The organism is Pseudomonas sp. BBP2017, assembly GCF_003024385.1.
Classification (GTDB): Bacteria; Pseudomonadota; Gammaproteobacteria; order Pseudomonadales; family Pseudomonadaceae; genus Aquipseudomonas.
This window is the reverse complement of sequence record NZ_PVZN01000006.1, coordinates 24,960-43,754: the sequence shown is the minus strand read 5'-3', so window position 1 is coordinate 43,754 and position 18,795 is coordinate 24,960. Positions and strand designations below refer to the sequence as shown.

At 60.4% G+C, this 18,795-nt stretch carries 17 protein-coding genes and 1 pseudogene; 10 read left to right on the top strand and 8 right to left on the bottom strand.

Features of this window, described 5'->3' with window-relative positions; genetic code table 11:
- Positions 1 to 30 precede the first annotated feature (30 nt).
- From C6382_RS10000 to zur, 4 genes are all read right to left on the bottom strand, one after another.
- Positions 31 to 744 carry a PA5502 family lipoprotein gene (locus C6382_RS10000; protein ID WP_107024342.1) on the bottom strand — a complete coding sequence of 238 codons (714 nt, stop codon included), beginning with the start codon at positions 742 to 744 and terminating at the stop codon, positions 31 to 33.
- A gap of 130 nt (positions 745 to 874) precedes the next feature.
- Complete coding sequence (znuB, locus tag C6382_RS09995; RefSeq protein WP_107024341.1) at positions 875 to 1,657, bottom strand: zinc ABC transporter permease subunit ZnuB; 783 nt, start codon at positions 1,655 to 1,657, stop codon at positions 875 to 877.
- Positions 1,650 to 2,429: a zinc ABC transporter ATP-binding protein ZnuC gene (znuC, locus tag C6382_RS09990; protein ID WP_107024340.1), complete on the bottom strand. Its 780-nt coding sequence runs from the start codon at positions 2,427 to 2,429 to the stop codon at positions 1,650 to 1,652. The genes znuB and znuC overlap by 8 nt, the downstream gene beginning before the upstream one ends.
- Complete coding sequence (gene zur / locus C6382_RS09985) at positions 2,429 to 2,911, bottom strand: zinc uptake transcriptional repressor Zur (protein WP_107024339.1); 483 nt, start codon at positions 2,909 to 2,911, stop codon at positions 2,429 to 2,431. Before zur ends, znuC begins: the two co-directional genes overlap by 1 nt.
- A 66-nt stretch (positions 2,912 to 2,977) precedes the next feature.
- Here zur and C6382_RS09980 point away from each other — a divergent pair, with 66 nt between their 5' ends.
- Positions 2,978 to 3,895, top strand: coding sequence for a zinc ABC transporter substrate-binding protein (locus C6382_RS09980; RefSeq protein ID WP_107024338.1), 918 nt, complete (start codon positions 2,978 to 2,980; stop codon positions 3,893 to 3,895).
- Between the two features lie 89 nt (positions 3,896 to 3,984).
- Here the strand turns inward: C6382_RS09980 and C6382_RS09975 are convergent, their stop codons facing one another.
- Together C6382_RS09975 and C6382_RS09970 are read right to left on the bottom strand one after the other, a co-directional pair.
- Entirely contained in the window at positions 3,985 to 4,935 is a 951-nt protein-coding gene (locus C6382_RS09975) for a homoserine kinase (protein WP_107024337.1), read from the bottom strand.
- 64 nt (positions 4,936 to 4,999) lie between these two features.
- Positions 5,000 to 5,287, bottom strand: a complete 288-nt coding sequence (locus C6382_RS09970; protein ID WP_107024336.1) for a DUF2782 domain-containing protein — start codon at positions 5,285 to 5,287, stop codon at positions 5,000 to 5,002.
- 74 nt (positions 5,288 to 5,361) lie between these two features.
- Here C6382_RS09970 and polA point away from each other — a divergent pair, with 74 nt between their 5' ends.
- Positions 5,362 to 8,124, top strand: a complete 2,763-nt coding sequence (polA, locus tag C6382_RS09965) for a DNA polymerase I (RefSeq protein ID WP_107024335.1) — start codon at positions 5,362 to 5,364, stop codon at positions 8,122 to 8,124.
- A 301-nt stretch (positions 8,125 to 8,425) separates the two neighbouring features.
- Here the strand turns inward: polA and yihA are convergent, their stop codons facing one another.
- A complete protein-coding gene (gene yihA, locus C6382_RS09960; RefSeq protein WP_107024334.1) occupies positions 8,426 to 9,058 on the bottom strand; it encodes a ribosome biogenesis GTP-binding protein YihA/YsxC in 633 nt (210 codons plus the stop codon).
- A gap of 192 nt (positions 9,059 to 9,250) precedes the next feature.
- On the opposite strand from yihA, the gene C6382_RS09955 reads away from it, so the two are divergent.
- From C6382_RS09955 to C6382_RS09925, 7 genes are all read left to right on the top strand, one after another.
- The gene (locus C6382_RS09955; RefSeq protein ID WP_038605254.1) at positions 9,251 to 9,553 is read left to right on the top strand and encodes a cytochrome c5 family protein; all 303 of its coding nucleotides are present in this window, start codon (positions 9,251 to 9,253) and stop codon (positions 9,551 to 9,553) included.
- A 33-nt stretch (positions 9,554 to 9,586) separates the two neighbouring features.
- Complete coding sequence (locus tag C6382_RS09950) at positions 9,587 to 10,204, top strand: cytochrome c (protein WP_107024333.1); 618 nt, start codon at positions 9,587 to 9,589, stop codon at positions 10,202 to 10,204.
- A 167-nt stretch (positions 10,205 to 10,371) separates the two neighbouring features.
- Positions 10,372 to 11,001 (top strand): thiol:disulfide interchange protein DsbA, encoded by a 630-nt coding sequence (dsbA, locus tag C6382_RS09945; protein ID WP_107024332.1) that lies wholly within the window; start codon positions 10,372 to 10,374, stop codon positions 10,999 to 11,001.
- Between the two features lie 12 nt (positions 11,002 to 11,013).
- Positions 11,014 to 11,868: an endonuclease/exonuclease/phosphatase family protein gene (locus tag C6382_RS09940; RefSeq protein ID WP_107024331.1), complete on the top strand. Its 855-nt coding sequence runs from the start codon at positions 11,014 to 11,016 to the stop codon at positions 11,866 to 11,868.
- 28 nt (positions 11,869 to 11,896) lie between these two features.
- On the top strand, positions 11,897 to 13,912 hold the full coding sequence (locus tag C6382_RS09935) for a GGDEF domain-containing protein (protein WP_107024330.1): 2,016 nt from the start codon (positions 11,897 to 11,899) through the stop codon (positions 13,910 to 13,912).
- 61 nt (positions 13,913 to 13,973) lie between these two features.
- Positions 13,974 to 14,747: an N-acetylmuramoyl-L-alanine amidase gene (locus C6382_RS09930; protein WP_107024329.1), complete on the top strand. Its 774-nt coding sequence runs from the start codon at positions 13,974 to 13,976 to the stop codon at positions 14,745 to 14,747.
- Between the two features lie 78 nt (positions 14,748 to 14,825).
- Positions 14,826 to 16,445, top strand: coding sequence for an EAL domain-containing protein (locus C6382_RS09925; protein WP_107024328.1), 1,620 nt, complete (start codon positions 14,826 to 14,828; stop codon positions 16,443 to 16,445).
- A gap of 12 nt (positions 16,446 to 16,457) precedes the next feature.
- Here C6382_RS09925 and C6382_RS09920 read toward each other — a convergent pair.
- Positions 16,458 to 16,631, bottom strand: a pseudogene (locus C6382_RS09920) (ATP-binding protein); the annotation flags it as partial.
- 791 nt (positions 16,632 to 17,422) lie between these two features.
- Here C6382_RS09920 and gltP point away from each other — a divergent pair.
- Positions 17,423 to 18,754, top strand: coding sequence for a glutamate/aspartate:proton symporter GltP (gene gltP / locus C6382_RS09915; RefSeq protein ID WP_107024327.1), 1,332 nt, complete (start codon positions 17,423 to 17,425; stop codon positions 18,752 to 18,754).
- Positions 18,755 to 18,795 lie beyond the last annotated feature (41 nt).

Genomic DNA, 18,795 nt, shown 5'->3' with positions numbered 1-18,795 from the left:
TGTAAGCAGGTGGGAGCGCCCCCCGTTTACTCAAGGCCTGCGCGGAGTCAGAACCGCCTGGGCAGGCTGGTTGCGATGGATTTCGTGGGACTGCTGCAGGGCGAACTCGCTGTCGAGCTTATGGACGCGCTTGCTCAGCAGAGTCTTGAGCCACGGGGCGTCATCCTTGCGCGGCACCTGGAACACTACGTCGCACTGGTAATTCACCACATCAGTGGCGATGTCATCCAGTTGTCGGCGCATTTCGCGAATATTGGTGGTTTTCAATGCCACGACGGTGCTCGATGCATTCGGGTCGATAAGCTTGGCCGCAGGACGTGCTTCCGCCGCCTTGAGGGCCGCTTCGGCTTTGTCCAGTTCAGCCTTGCGGGCCTGGGCGATGGCGCCATTGACGCCACCGGTCAATGCCGGAGCCTTGGGCATCAGGGCACGGGCACGGCTCAGGGCAGTGGCGGCGGCATTGACGTCGCCCTTTTGCAGGTCGATCTGGCTGCGCTGCAGGTAGGCTTCGGCCAATTGCCGTTGGTGCTGCTCGACCCGGCTGTCATTGGGGTACTGGGCCTGCAGGGCGGCCAGCTGATCTTCGGCGGTGGCCAGCTCATTGCTGGCGATACTTTGCTCCAGCTGCTGCCAGGCATCAGCCTGGGCAGGCGTGGTGGCGTTATCGGTCGGGGCGCTGGAGCACGCAGCCAGGATCAGCGAAAACGCGGCAAGGAGCAGATAACGGGAGGCGAACGGCTTCATTCCTGCGACTCTCTATTTGCGCAAAAAGCGAGCAAGTCTACACCCAGTCCGCAGACTCGAAAATAAATCTTCAGGGCCCTGCGTGATTTAACTGTCGCAGGGTGCAACCGCCTTGGCTGCACCCTGCGGCTCAGCGCCGGGGCAAGGCCAAGCTCAGCAAGAATAGCACCGCAGCGCAGACCACGATCGACGGGCCGGCCGGGGTGTCTTTGAACCACGACAATGCCAGGCCCCCGCACACCGCGGTAACCCCCAGCAGGCTGGCGCCCAGGGCCATCTGTTCGGGCGAGCGGGCATGACGTTGCGCCGCAGCGGCCGGGATGATCAGCAGCGAGGTGATCAGCAGCACGCCGACGATCTTCATCGCCACGGCAATCACCACCGCGATCAACAGCATCAACGCCAGACGCAGCGCGGCCACCGGCAGGCCTTCGACCATCGCCAGTTCCTCATGTACGGTCACCGCCAGCAACGGGCGCCATAGCGCCACCAGCAACAGCAACACCGCGGCGCTGCCGCCAAGGATCCAGGCCAGGTCACCGGGGCTGATCGCCAGTAGATCACCGAACAGGTAAGCCATCAGGTCAATGCGCACATCGTGCATGAAGCTCAATACCACCAGGCCGAGCGACAGGGTACTCGGGGCGAGGATACCCAGCAGGGTGTCGGAGGCCAGTGGCTGGCGCTGCTGCAGGGTGACCAGCAGGATCGCCAGCAATAGACAGCCGACCGTTACCGCCAGCGCCGGGCTGATATCCAGCACGAAGCCCAGGGCTACGCCCAACAGTGCGGCATGTGAAAGGGTGTCGCCGAAATAGGCCATGCGCCGCCAGACCACGAATGATCCCAAGGGGCCGGCGACCAGGGCCAGGGCCAAACCTGCGAGCAGGGCGTAAAGCAGAAAATCAGCCATGCTTGCAGTGTTCTCCGTGTACGTGGCCGCCTTGGGCCGGGGCAACCACCGAACCATGCAGGTCGTGGGCGTGGTCGTGATGGTGATGGTAGATCGCCAGGCTTGGCGCATTGCTGCCGAACAGTTCGACGAAGGCCGGATCGCCGCTGACCTGTTCCGGGTGGCCGGAGCAGCAGACATGGCGGTTCAGGCAGACCACCTGGTCGGTGGTGCTCATTACCAGGTGCAGGTCATGGGAGACCATCAGCACGCCACAGCCATGGCGGTCACGCAAGCGCGTGATCAGGCTGTACAGCTCGGCCTGGCCGGCCACATCGACGCCTTGAACCGGCTCATCCAGCACCAGCAGCTCGGGCTCGCGCAGCAGCGCCCGGGCCAGCAGCACCCGTTGCATCTCACCGCCGGAAATACCCTGGATCGGGCTGTCGATCACCTGTTCGGCACCGACTTCGTTCAATGCGCTGAGGGCGGCGGCGCGGTCGACACCCGGAACCAGGCGCAGAAAGCGCAGGACCGACAGCGGCAAGGTGGCATCCACGTGCAGCTTTTGCGGCATGTAGCCGATGCGCAGGCGCGGCTTGCGCCAGACCTTGCCGGTGTGAGGTTTGAGCAGGCCAAGCACGGCGCGCACCAAGGTGGTTTTGCCAGCGCCGTTGGGGCCGATCAAGGTGACGATCTGTCCGGGTTCGACGGCCAGATCGATGCTGTCGAGCACGGCTTGTCCGGAGAAAGCCACGCCGACCTGTTCGAGGCGAATCAGCGCATTGCTCATCAGGCACTCCGGCAGTTGCTGCACAAACCGACCACTTCGACGGTTTGCGCTTCGACGCTGAACCCGACGTCCTTGGCACTGGCGACAATGGCGTTGCTGATGCTGGTCTGTTCCAGCTCGAGCGCCACATGGCACTCCCGGCAGATCAGGAACTGCCCTTGGTGGGCATGCTCGGGGTGACTGCAGCCGATGAACGCGTTGAGCGAGGCGATACGGTGCACCAGGCTGTTCTCCAGCAGAAAATCCAGGGCCCGGTACACAGTCGGTGGCGCCGCCCGGCGGCCGTCCTGCTCGCTCAGTACCGCCAGAATGTCGTAGGCACCCAGCGGTTTATGGCTCTGCCACACCAGCTCCAGTACACGCCGGCGCAGGGCGGTCAGGCGCAGGCCTTTGCGTGCGCACAGCACATCGGCCTCGGCCAGGGCGCTGTGGACGCAATGGGAGTGGTCGTGGGGACGATTGGCCAGCGGGGTTTTAGGCATGAGCGGCGACGCTTCTGATTAGAGACGTTATTATGTTACCTGTTCCTGCCCCTTTGAGTGGTCATCGTGTCCCGATTTTTTGCCCTTTTTGTCGCTTTTATCACCACCTTGGTGATGGCCCAGGCACAGGCCGAGGTCCGTGTCCTGACCAGCATCAAGCCCCTGCAACAGATCGCCGCAGCGGTTCAGGACGGCGTTGGCAGCCCTGAAGTGTTACTGCCGCCGGGCGCTTCCCCGCATCACTACGCACTGCGTCCCTCCGACGTACGGCGGGTGGCTGACGTCGAGCTGCTGTACTGGATTGGCCCGGACATGGAAGGTTTCCTGCCACGGGTGCTCAAGGGCCGCAGCAAACCCAGTGTGGCGGTGCAGGACCTGCCCGGCTTGCACTTGCGCCATTTTGGCGAAGATAGCCACTCGCATGATGAAGAGGGCGACGATCACGATCACGACCACCGTCCTGGCAGTCTCGATGCCCACTTGTGGCTGTCGTCGGTCAATGCCCGGGTGATTGCGGCGAAGATGGCCGCTGACCTCAGTGCTGCCGATCCGGCCAACGCGGCGCGTTATCAGCGCAATCTTAGGGTCTTTGGCGAACGCCTGGATGCCCTGGATGCACGCTTGAAAAAGCGTCTGAGCGCTATCAGTGGCAAGCCGTTCTTCGTGTTCCATGAGGCGTTCGATTATTTCGAGTCGGCTTATGGCCTCAAGCACACTGGGGTGTTCAGCGTGGCGGCCGAAGTGCAACCGGGTGCTCAACATGTGGCAGCGATGCGCAAACGCCTGCAGGAAGCGGGCAAGACCTGTGTATTCAGTGAGCCGCCATTGCGCCCGCGCCTGGCCGAGACACTGACCGCTGGATTGCCGGTGACGCTGGCTGAGCTGGATGCACTGGGTGGGGCAGCGCCGGCCAGTGCTCAGGGCTATGAGCAGTTGCTGGAGAAGCTGGGGAATGATTTGGCGGGGTGCCTGGAAAAGCTCTAGCGCTTTTTTCGCGGGGCAAGTCGAGTCGTCGCACCGCCGCTCCCACAGAGATCACCTGACCTGTGGGAGCGGGCTTGCCCCGCGATAGCTTACAAAGCAAACGGCAAGGCGATCTCCACCTGCTGACGCGCCGCCAGGCGCACTTCGAAATCGGCCGGATCGTGAATCAGTACGTCCATCCCGGCAAACGACTCGGCAGCGATCAAGCGCGACAGCCAGAAGCGCACACAGGCAATGCGCAACATTACCGGCCACAGCTGCGCCTCTGCCGAGGTGAACGGGCGCAACGCCGCATAAGCGCCCAACAAAGCCCGCGCACGCGGTCCATTGATCTGCCCGGCATCGTCACAACACCAGTCATTGAGGGTGATCGCCAGATCATAGAGCATCGGCCCTGAGCAGGCGTTGTAGAAGTCGATCAGACCGGTCAGGTGGGTGCCTTCGAACAGCACGTTGTCGCGGAACAGGTCGGCATGCAGGTTGGCGCGTGGCAGGGCCATGATTTGCGCGTGGTGGCCAGCGATCTCGTCCAGGCAAGCCTGGAGCAACTGGCGTTGCTCGGCGTTCAGGCGCGGCATCAGCTCGGCGCCGGTCTCAAGCATCCAGTCCAGGCCGCGGTCGGTCTTGCGCTCCAGGACCTTGTCGCGGGTGGCCAGGTGCAGGTGGCCGAGTAGCTCGCCGATCTGCACGCAGTGCTGATTGTTGACGTCTTTGATGTGTTTGCCGGGCAGGCGCGGCTGCAGCAGTGCCGGCTTGCCGGCCAGTTCGCGCAGGGCCACGCCGTCATTGCCACGCAAGGCGTAAGGCACCGGCAGGTCAGCCTCGTGCAGTACATCAAGCAGCTCGATGAAGAACGGCAGGTCCTGGATCGGCCCGCGTTCGACCAGTGTCAGCACGTACTCTCCCTGTTCCAGACTGACAAAGAAGTTGCTGTTCTCGGTACCGGCGGCAATGCCCTGGAAGTCCCGCAGGCGTCCCAGGCCGTATGGCGCCAGAAAGGTTTCCAGCTCAGGCCGGGTCAGGGGGGTGAAGACTGACATGATCAAAAATTGCCCATACGGGCACTTCAGCAGGGAAGTGCCAGGTTGATGTAAAGGGTACGCCTTACCACTCGAAGATTTTCCACGACGGGATCAGCATGTCTGGTTGGTCGGAGCGAATGAAATTGCCTTCCGAGCCATCAGCGCGTACCAGGAAATAAGGTTTGCCGCCTTTCGGGGTGACCTTGATTGCATACAGGAAGCCATTTTGCCGGTATTCCTGGATGGTTTTGTCGCCTTCCGTGCGAATGGTTACTTCCGGATCAGCCGATGGCGCGTCTTCCGCCGCCAGGGTAACGACCGGAGTGACTGCCAACAGGCTGAGCAGCAACAGGCGATTTAGTGCACGCATGATAACCTTGTCCCTTTGTCGTCAATGTTCCGGACATTCTAGCGCCGGGCCCGTCGAAAAGGTTGATTCTGCTCATGAGCCAAGCTCCCCTCGTCCTGGTGGACGGTTCCTCATACCTCTACCGCGCCTTTCATGCGCTGCCGCCGCTGACCACCTCCAAGGGCATGCCGACCGGTGCGGTCAAAGGCGTGCTGAACATGCTCAAGAGCCTGCGTAAGCAGTACCCGGACAGTTTGTTCGCGGTGGTGTTCGATGCCAAGGGCGGGACCTTTCGCGACGCAATGTTCGCCGAATACAAGGCCAATCGTCCAAGCATGCCGGATGACCTGCGGGTGCAGGTCGAGCCGCTGCACGCCAGCGTCCGCGCCTTGGGTTATCCACTGCTGTGCGTCGAGGGCGTTGAAGCCGACGATGTGATCGGTACCCTGGCCCGCAGCAGTGCCGCAGCCGGTCGCCCGGTGATCATCTCCACTGGCGACAAGGACATGGCGCAGTTGGTCGATGGCCACATTACGCTGGTCAACACCATGACCGGTACTGTCCTCGATGTACCTGGCGTACACGAGAAATTCGGCGTCGGTCCTGAGCACATTATCGATTTCCTCGCCCTGATGGGTGACAAGGTCGACAACATACCGGGTGTACCTGGCGTGGGTGAAAAAACCGCCATGGGCCTGCTCACCGGTATCGGAGGCGGCCTGCGCGAGCTGTATGAGAACCTCGACAAGGTTCCGGGCCTGGCCATCCGTGGCGCCAAGACCCTGCCAGCCAAGCTTGAAGAGCACCGCGATGCGGCTTTCCTCTCCTATGAACTGGCGACCATCAAGATTGATGTGCCGCTTGAGGTTGAGGTGGATGATTTGGTCTGTGGCGAACCGGACCGTGATGCGCTGCTTGAGCTGTACACCGAGATGGAGTTCAAGAGCTGGATCGAAGAGGTACAGCGCGACGCCAAGCGGGCCGGTCAGGAAATCGTCGTTGAGGCGCCTGAGGAAACGGTCGAGGCGAAATATGAAACCATCCTCGATCAGGCCCGCTTCGACGTCTGGCTGGAAAAGCTGTGTAAAGCGCCACTGTTCGCCTTCGACACCGAGACCACCGGCCTGGATGCGCAACAGGCACAGCTGGTTGGCCTGTCGTTCGCAGTGCAGGCTCATGAAGCCGCTTATGTGCCGTTGACCCACTCGTACATGGGCGCACCTGAGCAACTGGACCGCGACACGGTACTGCTGGCGCTCAAACCGTTGCTCGAAGACCCGAAAAAGCTCAAGGTCGGGCAAAACGCCAAGTACGACATGAACATCCTCGCCAACTGCGCCGTCGGCGGTGATATCGCCAACGGCATCCTGATGCAGGGCGTGGCCTATGACACCATGCTTGAGTCCTATGTGCTCGACTCGACGGCTACCCGTCACGATATGGACAGCCTGGCGCTCAAGTACCTGAACCACACCACCATCGGTTTCACCGACATTGCTGGCAAAGGCGCCAAACAGCTGACCTTCGACCAGATCAGCCTTGAGCAGGCCGGCCCCTACGCCGCGGAAGACGCCGACGTGACCCTGCGCCTGCACCAGGCGCTGCAACAGAGGCTGGCCAAGACCCCAAGCGTGCTGCCCGTGTTGACCGATATCGAGATGCCGCTGGTGCCGGTACTGGCGAAGATCGAGCGCCAGGGCGCGCTGGTCGATGCCAACTTGCTCGGCATCCAGAGTGTCGAACTGGGCGAGAAGCTGGTGCAACTGGAACGTGAGGCCTTCGACATTGCCGGCGAGGAGTTCAACCTCGGCTCGCCCAAGCAACTGGGGGTGATCCTCTACGAAAAGCTTGGCATGCCGGTGCTCAGCAAGACGGCCAAGGGTCAGGCTTCAACTGCCGAAGCGGTGCTGGCCGAATTGGCCGAGATGGACTTCCCGCTGCCCAAGGTGCTGATGCAGTACCGCTCCCTGAGCAAGCTCAAAAGCACCTACACCGACCGTTTGCCGGAGCAGATCAACCCGCGCACCGGGCGCATCCACACCTCCTACCAGCAGGCGGTGGCGGCCACCGGTCGTTTGTCGTCCAGTGACCCGAACCTGCAGAATATTCCGATCCGTACCGCCGAAGGCCGGCGGATCCGCCAGGCCTTCATCGCCGCTCCGGGCTACAAGCTGTTGGCGGCCGACTATTCGCAGATCGAACTGCGGATCATGGCGCACCTGGCCAAGGACGAGGGTCTGCTGCACGCCTTCCGCAACGACCTGGACGTGCACCGGGCAACGGCGGCCGAGGTGTTCGGGGTCGACCTGGCCGATGTCACTATCGACCAGCGGCGCAGTGCCAAGGCGATCAACTTCGGCCTGATCTATGGCATGAGTGCCTTTGGTCTGGCCAAGCAGATCGGCGTCGACCGCAAGCAGTCGCAGGCCTACATCGATCGCTATTTCGCCCGATATCCCGGGGTACTGGCGTACATGGAGCGCACCCGGGCACAAGCCGCCGAACAAGGTTTTGTCGAAACCCTGTTCGGTCGTCGCCTGTACCTGCCAGAGATCAACGCGAAGAACCCGGCCTTGCGCAAAGGTGCGGAACGCACGGCGATCAACGCGCCGATGCAAGGCACGGCGGCAGACATCATCAAACGCGCCATGGTGGCTGTGGATAACTGGCTGACCGATTCGGGCCTGGACGCCCGGGTGATCCTGCAGGTGCACGATGAACTGGTGTTAGAGGTACGCGAGGACTTGGTTGAGCAGGTGCGTGAACAGATTCGTCCATACATGAGCAATGCCGCAGCACTCGATGTACCGCTGCTGGTTGAGGTTGGTGTGGGGGCAAACTGGGACGAAGCGCATTAAAAATGCGGCCAAATGCGGAGAAAAGCTGCGGCATATCGTCGCGGCTTTTTGACGGTCAGTGGCAGCGGTAGTAAAAAATTCATGCCCTATCGCAAATAGTTTTTAAACCTTCGGAACTAAACCGGTGAACCACGACTCAGAGTAACTGAATGGCTGGTGAAGCCCTTCGATGCTCCTATGTTGTGTTAAGTGTTGGCAGATATCTGGACCCCGCCCTAGCGGTCCGGAACTTGAACCCCGAACTTCCCCCTCCCCATACGAAGTCCGGGGTTTTTTTTGCCCGGTGTTTGCCGGGCAGCCCTTATTCTGTGGGCTTGTCCGCCAGCTCCATCCAGTTTGCCAACACCCCGTAGGCTTCTTCCAGACCCTGGCGCTTGGGCGCCGAGAACAGCTGGATGGTCACCGTATCGCCCCAACCCTTGCGGATTTCCGACTGCACTTTGAGCAGGGTGTTCTTGGCTGCACCGAAGGTCAGTTTGTCGGCCTTGGTCAGCAGGATGTGCATCGGCATGCCGGCGGCCTGGGACCAGTCGAGCATCATCTTGTCGAAGTCGGTCATCGGATGGCGCACGTCCATCATCAGGATCAGGCCCTTGAGGCACTCGCGGCTGCCCAGATAGGCCTCCAGGTGCTTCTGCCAGTGCTGCTTGAGCGGAATCGGCACTTTTGCATAACCGTAGCCCGGCAAGTCGACCAAACGCCGTTCATCGTCCAGACTGAAGAAATTCAACAGCTGGGTGCGCCCCGGGGTTTTCGAGGTGCGGGCCAGGCTGGCGTGGGTCAGGGTATTCAGGGCGCTGGACTTGCCGGCGTTGGAGCGGCCGGCGAAGGCCACTTCATAGCCTTGGTCGTCCGGGCACTGGTCGACCTTGGCTGCGCTGAGGGCGAATTTGGCCTGTTGGCAGAGACCGAGGATGGGGTTTTTGACTTGCATGGTTTATCCGGTTGGGCGTTGCGCGAGGGGGTCTCGGCAAGCGGTGTCGTTTCCGTTTCAGTAACGGGAGTATATAATGCCCCAGTTTTTGTGTGCGCATTATCCCGGCGTAGGAGGATGTGCACGGGGGCGGTTGATTCAAGCTAGCGCAGTAGAACGCAGTGCAACCCCCAACCCTGAAAGGTCGTTCGTATGACGAAATGGCTGCTTGCTGCAGGTGTCTTGATACCGTTGTTCAGCGCTCAGGCTACACAGGATCCCCAGGCAGTGTACAAGCGAGCATGTGCCGCTTGCCATGCCGGACAGCTGCCGCAGGCACCGCAACCGGGTGACCGGGCAGCATGGGAGCCACGGCTGGCGCAGGGGATGGAGACGCTGGTGAAGCATGTCACACAGGGTTTCAAGGCTATGCCGCCGCGTGGATTGTGCATGGACTGCAGTGCCGAGGACTACCAGGCGATCATCCAGTGGATGAGCCGGAGTCCCGATACATAACTCTTTCACCCTTAGCCGTAGTTGGATTAGCTGATGAACAAACTACTCGTGAGTCTGCTGTTGACCTTGGGCGTCACCGGTGCAGCCAATGCCGCAGAGCCTGTCAAAGGGGATGCCGCTGCTGGTCAGGCCAAAACTGCTGTATGTGGCGCGTGTCACAATCCGGACGGCAACAGCCTGGCGCCGAACTTCCCGAAACTTGCAGGCCAGGGTGAGAAGTACCTGGAAAAACAATTGCACGACATCAAGTCGGGCAAGCGCACCGTGCTGGAAATGACCGGCATGCTCGCTGCCTTCAACGATCAGGACATGGCTGACATCGCCGCCTACTTCGCCAGCCAGAAAGGCAGCGTCGGTGCTGCTGATCCTAAGCTGGTCGAGCGCGGCCGCGCCCTGTTCAACGGTGGTGAAATCGAGAAAGGCCTGCCGGCCTGCACCGGTTGCCACTCGCCGAACGGCGCAGGTCTGGCCCTGGCCGGCTTCCCGCACCTGGGTGGCCAGCATTCGCAGTATGTGGCCAAGCAACTGACCGACTTCCGCGAAGGCAACCGCACCAATGATGGCGATGCCTCGACCATGCGTACCATTGCCGCCAAGCTGAGCAACAAGGACATCGAAGCGCTGTCCAGCTACATCCAAGGGCTGCACTGATCCGCGCTTTAACGCTGGGTTAATACTGCGGCGTAAAGATGAAAAGGGTGGCTTCGGCCGCCCTTTTTTGTGCCCGCTGCCGTTACACTAACGAACTCGGGCCCGCTTCGACCTGTCTTACGGCAGGTCGCGTCGAGGCGACCAAATAGATTGCTCAGGAGTGAAGCATGCGTAATTTGATTCTCAGCGCCACGCTGGTCGCCGCCAGTGTATTCGCTATGACTGCCCAAGCTGCAGAGCCGGTAGAGGGTAAGGAGTACATCCAGCTAAGCAACTCGGTAGCAGTGTCAGAGCCAGGCAAGATCGAAGTTGTGGAGCTGTTCTGGTACGGCTGCCCGCACTGCTACAGCTTCGAGCCGGTGGTTAACCCATGGGCCGAGCAACTGCCAGAAGACGTCAACTTCAAGCGTGTTCCGGCCATGTTCGGCGGCCCATGGGATGCTCACGGCCAGATGTTCCTGACCCTTGAAGCCATGGGTGTCGAGAACAAGGTTCACGCTGCGGTGTTCGAGGCTATTCAGGTTCAGCGCAAGCACCTGACCAAGCCTGAAGAAATGGCCGAATTCCTGGCGACCCAAGGCGTCGACAAGGACAAGTTCCTGGCCACTTTTAACTCCTTCGCCATCAAAGGTCAGGTTAAGCAGGCCAAAGAGCTGGCCAAGAAGTATGAGATTACTGGCGTTCCAAGCATGGTCGTCAACGGCAAGTACCGCTTTGACCTCGGTACTGCCCAAGGTCCTGCAGGCGTCCTCAATGTCGCCGACTACTTGATCCAGAAGGAGCGCGCCGCCAAGTAAGCGGCGCCCACTATGCGCCGCTGGAGAACTGAGCGAGGCGTTGGCCTGCACGATCCGCGGGTCAACGAACATCACCTGCAGGCTAACGGCCTGCCAGAGGATGGGCGACTGCGCCTGCTCAGTTTCAATATCCAGGTGGGCATCAGCACCGAACGTTACCGGCATTACCTGACCAAGAGCTGGCAGCACCTGCTGCCGCACACCGGGCGTGCCGGCAACCTGCAGAAGATTGGTGAGCTGCTCGGTGACTTCGATCTCGTAGCGCTGCAGGAAGCCGACGGCGGCAGCCTGCGCTCCGGCTACGTCAATCAGGTCGAACACCTGGCCCAGTTGGGTGCCTTCCCTTATTGGTATCAGCAGCTCAACCGTAACCTCGGGCGCTTTGCCCAGCACAGCAATGGCGTGCTCAGCCGCCTCAAGCCGCAACTGCTTGAAGACCACCCTCTGCCCGGTCCGGCCGGACGTGGGGCGATACTGGTGCGCTTCGGCGAGGGCGAAGATGCGTTGGTGGTGGTCATGATGCACCTGGCACTGGGCTCCAAGACCCGTGCCCTGCAGTTGGCCTACATCCGCGAACTGATTGGCGGTTATCGTCATCAGGTACTGATGGGCGACATGAACACCCACGCCAATGACCTGCTTGAACACTCGCCCCTGCGCGATCTGGGGCTGGTAGCGCCCCAGGTGCAAGCTACTTTCCCCAGCTGGCGCCCGCAACGCTGCCTTGATCATATTCTGCTCAGCCCGAGCCTGACGCTGGAACGGGTCGAGGTGCTGGCCCAGCCTATTTCCGATCATCTTCCGGTCGCGGTTGAGATTCGTTTGCCTGATGCCCTCGCTGTGGATACGCTGCCCGCTTTGAGCTAATTGCCATCACCCCTCTGTGGACCCAGGCATGACCGACGAAGCCCAGCGCTGGAAAGAAAAGTACCTCAAGAGTATCGAACAGCAAGAGAAGCTCGAGCGCCGTTGGGAAGCCCGCCTCGACCTGTTGCGCCGTGGTCTGGTGCGCAGCACCCTGGCCGCCGAAGGCAGCGATCGGGCAGTGGACCAGTGCATGAAGGAAATGCGCGAAGTCATCCGCACCGACAACATGGACGCCGCCCTCGCCGGGCTGATCCCGCGCCTGGAAAAGGCCGTGCTCGATTCCGAGCAACGCCGCGAGACCCGCATCGCTCAGGTCAGCACCGCCCTTACCTCGCTGGTTACCCAGTTGCAGACCTTGCCGTTGCCCAGTGACGTCAGTCGGCCGTTGAAAAAGTTCGCCAAACAGGTCGAGGCCCGCGCTAGCCAGTCCCGTGAGGTGCCGCTGCTACTAGGCGAGTTGAGTGGCTTGCAAGGCCAGGCACTGTCTGCGCTTGAGCGCCCTGAAGAGGCACAGCGTCCAGGGTTGTTGCAGCGCCTGTTCGGTGGCCGCGAAGCTGAAGCGCAAGTGCTGCAACCGGCCTTGGCGGGAACTGTAGCGGTGGCGTCAGAGGCTATCGAGCCGCCTGTGCCGGTATTGCATGCCCATCGAGACGTTGAGCCGCAGGACAAGGCTGTTGCCGATATCGACGAGCTGCAACCGCTGGAGGTGGCCCAGGAGGTTGTTACCGAAACGTTGGAGCCAACACCGGTCGAAGCCGTAGTCAGCGCAGCAACGCAAGCCGAGCCGGGCCCGGCTGCCGATTTGCCAATGGTTGCAGTGCTTGCTGCCGAAGCACCGGCACTGTTCGAACTACCCCCTGCCGCGAATGAGCCCGAACTGCCGGCATTGCCCGAGCTACCCGAGCAAAGCCCGGACGAACCTGAGGATGATCAGCCTGAAGTCACCCACGCGCTCGATCAGGACCCTAACTACGCCCTGCCCGACGGCACCGAGCCGACCTACAGCTCGGTCGCCGCGCATATCGAGGAAACCCTGCTGGGCCTGCTTGATGACCTGAGCCTGCCCGAGCGCCACAAGGCTCAGGCGCAATCGATGCGCGAACGCCTGGAGCATGGCCTAAACTGGTACGAGTTGTTGCCAGTGCTCGATGACCTGGCCGTGCTGATGCTGGCAATCAACGACAGTGGCCAGCATGAGTTCGAAGTTTATCTGCAACAACTCAACGAGCGCCTGGAGTCGTTCCAGAGCCACCTGCATGAAGCCAGCGAAGGCCACGCCGACAACTCCTCTGCGGCACGTGACCTGGATAGCCAGCTGCGTGAACAGGTCGATGGCCTGCAAAGTAGTGTGCAGGGTGCTGCTGATCTGGACAGCCTCAAGCACATCCTGGAAAACCGCCTTGAAGGCTTGCTCGGCACCATGGACGAGCATCAGCAGCAGCGTGACCAGCGCGAGCAGGACATGGCTAGCCGCCTGCAAGGCCTGGCTGAGCGCGTCGCAAGCATGGAACAGGAAGCCATGGGTTACCGCGAGCACCTGGAAGAACAGCGCCAGAAAGCCCTGATCGACCCTCTCACTGGTCTACCCAACCGGGCCGCGTGGTCAGAGCGGGTGGATCAGGAAGTGCTGGAATGGCAGGAAAACGGTGGTCATCTGCTGATGGCGATCCTCGATCTTGATCACTTCAAGCGCATTAACGACAGCTACGGGCACCTGGCCGGCGACAAGGTCCTGAAGATTGTTGCCAACGTGTTGCGCAAACACCTGCGCAGCCGGGATTTCATCGCCCGCTTCGGTGGTGAAGAGTTCGTCCTGCTGATCCCGCAGACTGCCATGCCAATCGGTTACCAGCTGGCGGAAAGCCTGCGTGCGGCCATTGAAGCCTGCCCGTTTCATTTCAAGGGCGAGCGAGTGACCATTACCTTGTCGATTGGCATCAGCGCGTTTCGCAGTGGCGAGCGCAGCGAGGTAGTCCTCAAGCGCGCCGACGAAGCGCTGTACCGGGCGAAACATCTGGGTAGAAATCGAGTCGAACAGGGGTAAGTGGCAGTAGCGCGGATACGTTATGCTATTGCATTGCAGATCATCACATGTGCCCTTCCCCATGAAAGCCATCATTACCGCGCTCCTGCTGTTGACCCTGGCAGGTTGCAGCAGTGGTTTGCGCATCGACCGCAGCCATACCTCCGTCAACCAGGACGGCCGTATTCAATTCGTCGTGCTGCACTACACCAACGCTCCGCTGGAGCGTTCGCTCGAATTGTTGACCCATGGTGAAGTCAGCAGCCATTACCTGGTCGGTGACTCACCGGCGACCGTCTATCAGCTGGTCGATGAAAGCCGTCGCGCTTGGCATGCCGGCGACAGTCAGTGGGATGGCCGGACCTGGCTCAACTCCAGCTCCATTGGTATCGAAATCGTCAACCCGGGCTTTACCGATACTCCGACCGGACGGGTCTGGCAGCCGTATACCGAGGCGCAGATCGAAGCACTGATCGCCTTGCTCAAAGATATCGTCAAACGCAACAACATCCAGCCCCGCTATATCATTGGTCACAGTGACATTGCGCCGTTGCGCAAACTGGATCCTGGCCCGCTGTTTCCCTGGAAGCGTCTGGCCGATGCCGGTCTGGGTGTGTGGCCGGATGCGCGGGCGGTGGCTCAGCAGCAGGCACGGTTTAGCGTCAATCCACCGAGTATCAGCTGGTATCAGCAGCAATTGGCGCGCTTTGGTTATGCCATCGAACAGACTGGCGTCTACGACGTCAGTACCAAGCATGTGCTTGCGGCATTCCAGATGCGCTTCCGCCCCCAGCGTTTTGATGGCGTGGCGGACGCTCAAACGGCAGCGATGTTGCAGGTGCTCAACAGCCGCTGAGTACCGGTACCGCCAAACGGCCAGGCTGACTTGGCCGGCAGTTGCTATACCTCTTGGTATTCAACTGGATATCTCTTGATGTCAGCTGCCCTGTCCGTGCTGCGCCACTTGCTCTACCGTCCCTGGTTACTGGCCACACTTGCGGCTTCGGCCAGCGCAGTGCTGTTGCTGGTCGCCAGCATCGGTGTAGCCATGCACCAGATGCAGCAAAGCGAAAGTGAGCAGATGAACGCCAAGGGCGAGCGTTTCCTTGAGCGTCTGGAGCAGATTTTCGGGCAGTTGCGCGAAGGCGTCGATGAGCTCCAGGCACAACCTCTGCGCGGCTGTGATGCGGCGATGTTGGGCGTCCTGCGGCAGGTCGGTTTCCGTTACCGCTTCGTCTATGAAGCGGCCTATGTTGATGGCACCGTTGCCTGTTCCAACCGCATTGGCAAACGCACCATCAATCCGTTGCGGCCTCCGGACATTCAGGGGCCGACCTACAGTTACTGGCTCAATACCACTACCGAACCGGACGACAACCTCGCCGCATTGATGCTCGGTCGCGGCAAGTTTCTGGTCGCGACCTCCCGTGGGCATTTGACGGATGTGGTCGATTTGCCGCCAGAAGGCAGTTTGCTGGTGGTACTGGATAACGGTACACGTGCAGTGCCGGTGCTAGGCCCGCCCCAGACCTGGCCGCCCTCGACCGATTGGCCGCCGAATTCCATGGATGCCCTGCTAGAATTGCCCGACCGCTTGATCTACCGCATGCCGACCAAATCGCCGGACTATCAGTTGGTTTTGATTGCCCCGCGTGCCAGTTTGCCGTTGAAGATGAATGGCGTGCTCTGGTTGTTGTTTCCCGGCAGTCTGGTGCTGGCTTGGTCCCTGGGTTGGCTAGTGCTGCAACTGATGCGGCAACGTCGCTCGATGAGTTCCGAATTGCAGGGGGCGTTGCGTCGCGGCGAGTTGCAGGTGTTGTACCAACCCATCTTCGAACTCAACAGCCGCCGTTGTGTCGGAGCTGAAGCCCTGGTGCGCTGGCGTCGACCGGACGGCACCCTGACCAGTCCTGATCTGTTTATCCCTTTGGCGGAAAATACCGGCCAGATCCGGCAGATTACTGACTTCGTCCTGCAGCGAGTGCTCGAGCAACTGGGGCAGCTGTTGCGGGCCAATCGACAACTTTATGTATCGATCAACCTGGCTGCCTGCGATGTCATGGTGCCGCGGATTGGTCGGGTGGCGGCGCGCTTGCTGGCGTTGCATCATGTCTCGGCCAGCCAGATCGCATTTGAGGTCACCGAGCGCGGGCTGATTGACGTGGTGGTTGCCCGCGACAATCTGCAAGCCTTGCGCGCAGTGGGCCACCAGGTATTGATCGATGACTTTGGTACCGGTTATTGCAGCCTGGCGTACTTGCAGACCCTGCCGGTGGACTGTCTGAAAATCGACAAGGCGTTTATCGACGCCCTGGGTCACGATGCAGCCAGTAGCGGTGTGGCGCCACATATCATCCGCATGGCGCATGCCCTGCAGTTGCGGGTCATTGCTGAAGGAATCGAGTATGAAGACCAGGCCATGTTACTCAACAGCGAAGGGGTGAATTATGGTCAGGGATGGCTGTTTGCGCATCCGCTCAGTGCCCGCCAGTTCGTTGAGCTGATTACCCGTGGCCGACGCACGGGCCCGCGGCGGATCGATGATGAAGCTTGATACAGCGAGGCTTCAGACCGGCAGGGCCAGGTAGAACTGAGTACCTTGTCCGGGGCGTGAATAAACTCCCATGCGCCCGCCATGCAACTGGACGATTTCCTTGCACAATGCGAGCCCCAGTCCAGCCCCGCCTTTCTTGCGTCCGACCTGGACGAACGGTTAGAAGATCCGTCCCTGCTGGCTGTAGCGTCACCGGGGGGAGCTCTTTCAACAACGGTAGGGAGAATCACCATGTTGAGTTGGGCTATCACCTTTCTGATTATCGCCATTGTCGCCGCCGTGCCAGGCTTCTATGTTGTGCCCGCCTGAGGAAGGCCGGCACACGACCAAGGAGCCGGGCTGCTCTGATTGTTTCAGAGTCGGAGGGGCCTAGGGGTACAAGGAGTGCCTCCGATGAGGGCCGGGTCGGGTGATGCGGTGGCGGAGGTTCCAGGTCTGGTGGTTTCTTTCAGAGGGAAACACTTGATCTGACTCCCGCCTCGCTGTGTCAATCGTTCGCTTCCTACCTTTTCTTTCGGGATTGTCTGACAGACGCGCCGACGCATATTTCTGCGCGACCGTACATCGATATTTTTTCACCCTGCCAAGGTGTTCGAGTCGAGGCGATTTTACGCATTCGGATTGGCGAACAATGGCCTTGTGCACTCAGCTTGATACGTCCAAATCTGCCGAAATGTGGCGCTTTGGCCATCGTCGGAATTCCGAACGGTCGTCGAATAACCCATTGTGGCGTACATTTTGGCCGATAAGCCTCATGCCGATTCGGCATAGGGCAGTCGTTTACGGCATTAGACGGAGTCCCCCCGCGTCGGAATAGTTGCGCCTTTTTCGCTGGTCTGAGCGTTCCTACGCTCGCTTGCGGCGACCTGTTACGGTGTCACCGGTGGATAGCCAAAAACGATACGGATCGCTGGAAACAGCTCTGGGTCGCGGTTTTCAGCCTGGTGACCGTTTCCACTAGAAGAAAAGGTAACGACATGAAGAAGGCAAAGCTGAGCCTCGCCTGGCAGATCCTCATCGGTCTGGTACTGGGGATTGCAATCGGCGCTTTACTGAACCATTTCAGTGCAGAAAAGGCATGGTGGATCAGCAACGTCCTGCAACCTGCTGGTGATATCTTCATTCGCCTGATCAAGATGATCGTTATCCCGATAGTGATTTCGTCGCTGATCGTGGGTATCGCCGGGGTTGGCGATGCGAAAAAACTCGGCAGTATCGGCCTGAAGACCATCATCTACTTCGAGGTGGTCACCACCGTCGCGATCGTAGTCGGTCTGGTGCTGGCCAACCTGTTCCATCCGGGTGCCGGTATCGACATGAGTACCCTGGGTACAGTCGATATCTCCAAGTATCAGGCCACCGCGGCTGAGGTTCAGCATGAACACGCGTTCATCGAAACCATCCTCAACCTGATCCCGTCGAACATCTTCGCAGCGCTGATGCGTGGCGAAATGCTGCCGATCATTTTCTTCTCGGTACTGTTCGGCCTGGGCCTGTCGAGCCTGCAGGCAGATATTCGTGATCCGTTGGTGAAAACCTTCCAGGGCGTCTCCGAAGCCATGTTCAAGGTCACTCACATGATCATGAACTACGCGCCAATCGGTGTGTTCGCGCTGATCGCCGTGACCGTTGCCAACTTCGGTTTCGCTTCGCTGTTGCCGCTGGCCAAGCTGGTCCTGCTGGTTTACTTCGCCATCGCCTTCTTCGGCTTCATGGTGCTGGGCCTGATCGCACGCCTGTTTGGTTTCTCGATCCTGAAGCTGATGCGTATCTTCAAGGACGAGCTGGTCCTGGCTTACTCCACCGCCAGCTCCGAAACCGTGCTGCCGCGCGTGATCGAGAAAATGGAAGCCTATGGTGCGCCGAAAGCCATCTGCAGCTTCGTGGTACCGACCGGTTACTCGTTCAACCTTGACGGTTCGACCCTGTACCAGAGCATCGCGGCCATCTTCATTGCCCAGCTGTATGGTATTGACCTGTCGATCAGCCAACAGCTGCTGCTGGTGCTGACCCTGATGGTGACCTCCAAGGGTATTGCCGGTGTTCCGGGCGTGTCCTTCGTGGTTCTGCTGGCCACTCTGGGCAGCGTTGGTATCCCGCTGGAAGGTCTGGCCTTCATCGCTGGTGTCGACCGCATCATGGATATGGCCCGTACTGCCCTGAATGTTGTCGGCAACGCCTTGGCAGTGCTGGTCATCGCTCGCTGGGAAGGCATGTACGACGATGCCAAAGGCCAGCGCTACTGGAACTCGCTGCCGCACTGGCGCAGCAAAGAGGCTGTTCCCGCTGGCAAGACTGCCAACCACTAAGGTGCAGTCCGGCTGAACGAAAAAGCCCCGACCTGGTCGGG

Bases quoted from the DNA above. Each gene is read 5' to 3' on its own strand.
- C6382_RS10000 (WP_107024342.1), bottom strand. From the start codon at position 744: ATGAAGCCGTTCGCCTCCCGTTATCTGCTCCTTGCCGCGTTTTCGCTG.
- znuB (WP_107024341.1), bottom strand. From the start codon at position 1,657: ATGGCTGATTTTCTGCTTTACGCCCTGCTCGCAGGTTTGGCCCTGGCC.
- znuC (WP_107024340.1), bottom strand. From the start codon at position 2,429: ATGAGCAATGCGCTGATTCGCCTCGAACAGGTCGGCGTGGCTTTCTCC.
- zur (WP_107024339.1), bottom strand. From the start codon at position 2,911: ATGCCTAAAACCCCGCTGGCCAATCGTCCCCACGACCACTCCCATTGC.
- C6382_RS09975 (WP_107024337.1), bottom strand. From the start codon at position 4,935: ATGTCAGTCTTCACCCCCCTGACCCGGCCTGAGCTGGAAACCTTTCTG.
- C6382_RS09970 (WP_107024336.1), bottom strand. From the start codon at position 5,287: ATGCGTGCACTAAATCGCCTGTTGCTGCTCAGCCTGTTGGCAGTCACT.
- polA (WP_107024335.1), top strand. From the start codon at position 5,362: ATGAGCCAAGCTCCCCTCGTCCTGGTGGACGGTTCCTCATACCTCTAC.
- yihA (WP_107024334.1), bottom strand. From the start codon at position 9,058: ATGCAAGTCAAAAACCCCATCCTCGGTCTCTGCCAACAGGCCAAATTC.
- C6382_RS09955 (WP_038605254.1), top strand. From the start codon at position 9,251: ATGACGAAATGGCTGCTTGCTGCAGGTGTCTTGATACCGTTGTTCAGC.
- C6382_RS09950 (WP_107024333.1), top strand. From the start codon at position 9,587: ATGAACAAACTACTCGTGAGTCTGCTGTTGACCTTGGGCGTCACCGGT.
- dsbA (WP_107024332.1), top strand. From the start codon at position 10,372: ATGCGTAATTTGATTCTCAGCGCCACGCTGGTCGCCGCCAGTGTATTC.
- C6382_RS09940 (WP_107024331.1), top strand. From the start codon at position 11,014: ATGCGCCGCTGGAGAACTGAGCGAGGCGTTGGCCTGCACGATCCGCGG.
- C6382_RS09935 (WP_107024330.1), top strand. From the start codon at position 11,897: ATGACCGACGAAGCCCAGCGCTGGAAAGAAAAGTACCTCAAGAGTATC.
- C6382_RS09930 (WP_107024329.1), top strand. From the start codon at position 13,974: ATGAAAGCCATCATTACCGCGCTCCTGCTGTTGACCCTGGCAGGTTGC.
- C6382_RS09925 (WP_107024328.1), top strand. From the start codon at position 14,826: ATGTCAGCTGCCCTGTCCGTGCTGCGCCACTTGCTCTACCGTCCCTGG.
- gltP (WP_107024327.1), top strand. From the start codon at position 17,423: ATGAAGAAGGCAAAGCTGAGCCTCGCCTGGCAGATCCTCATCGGTCTG.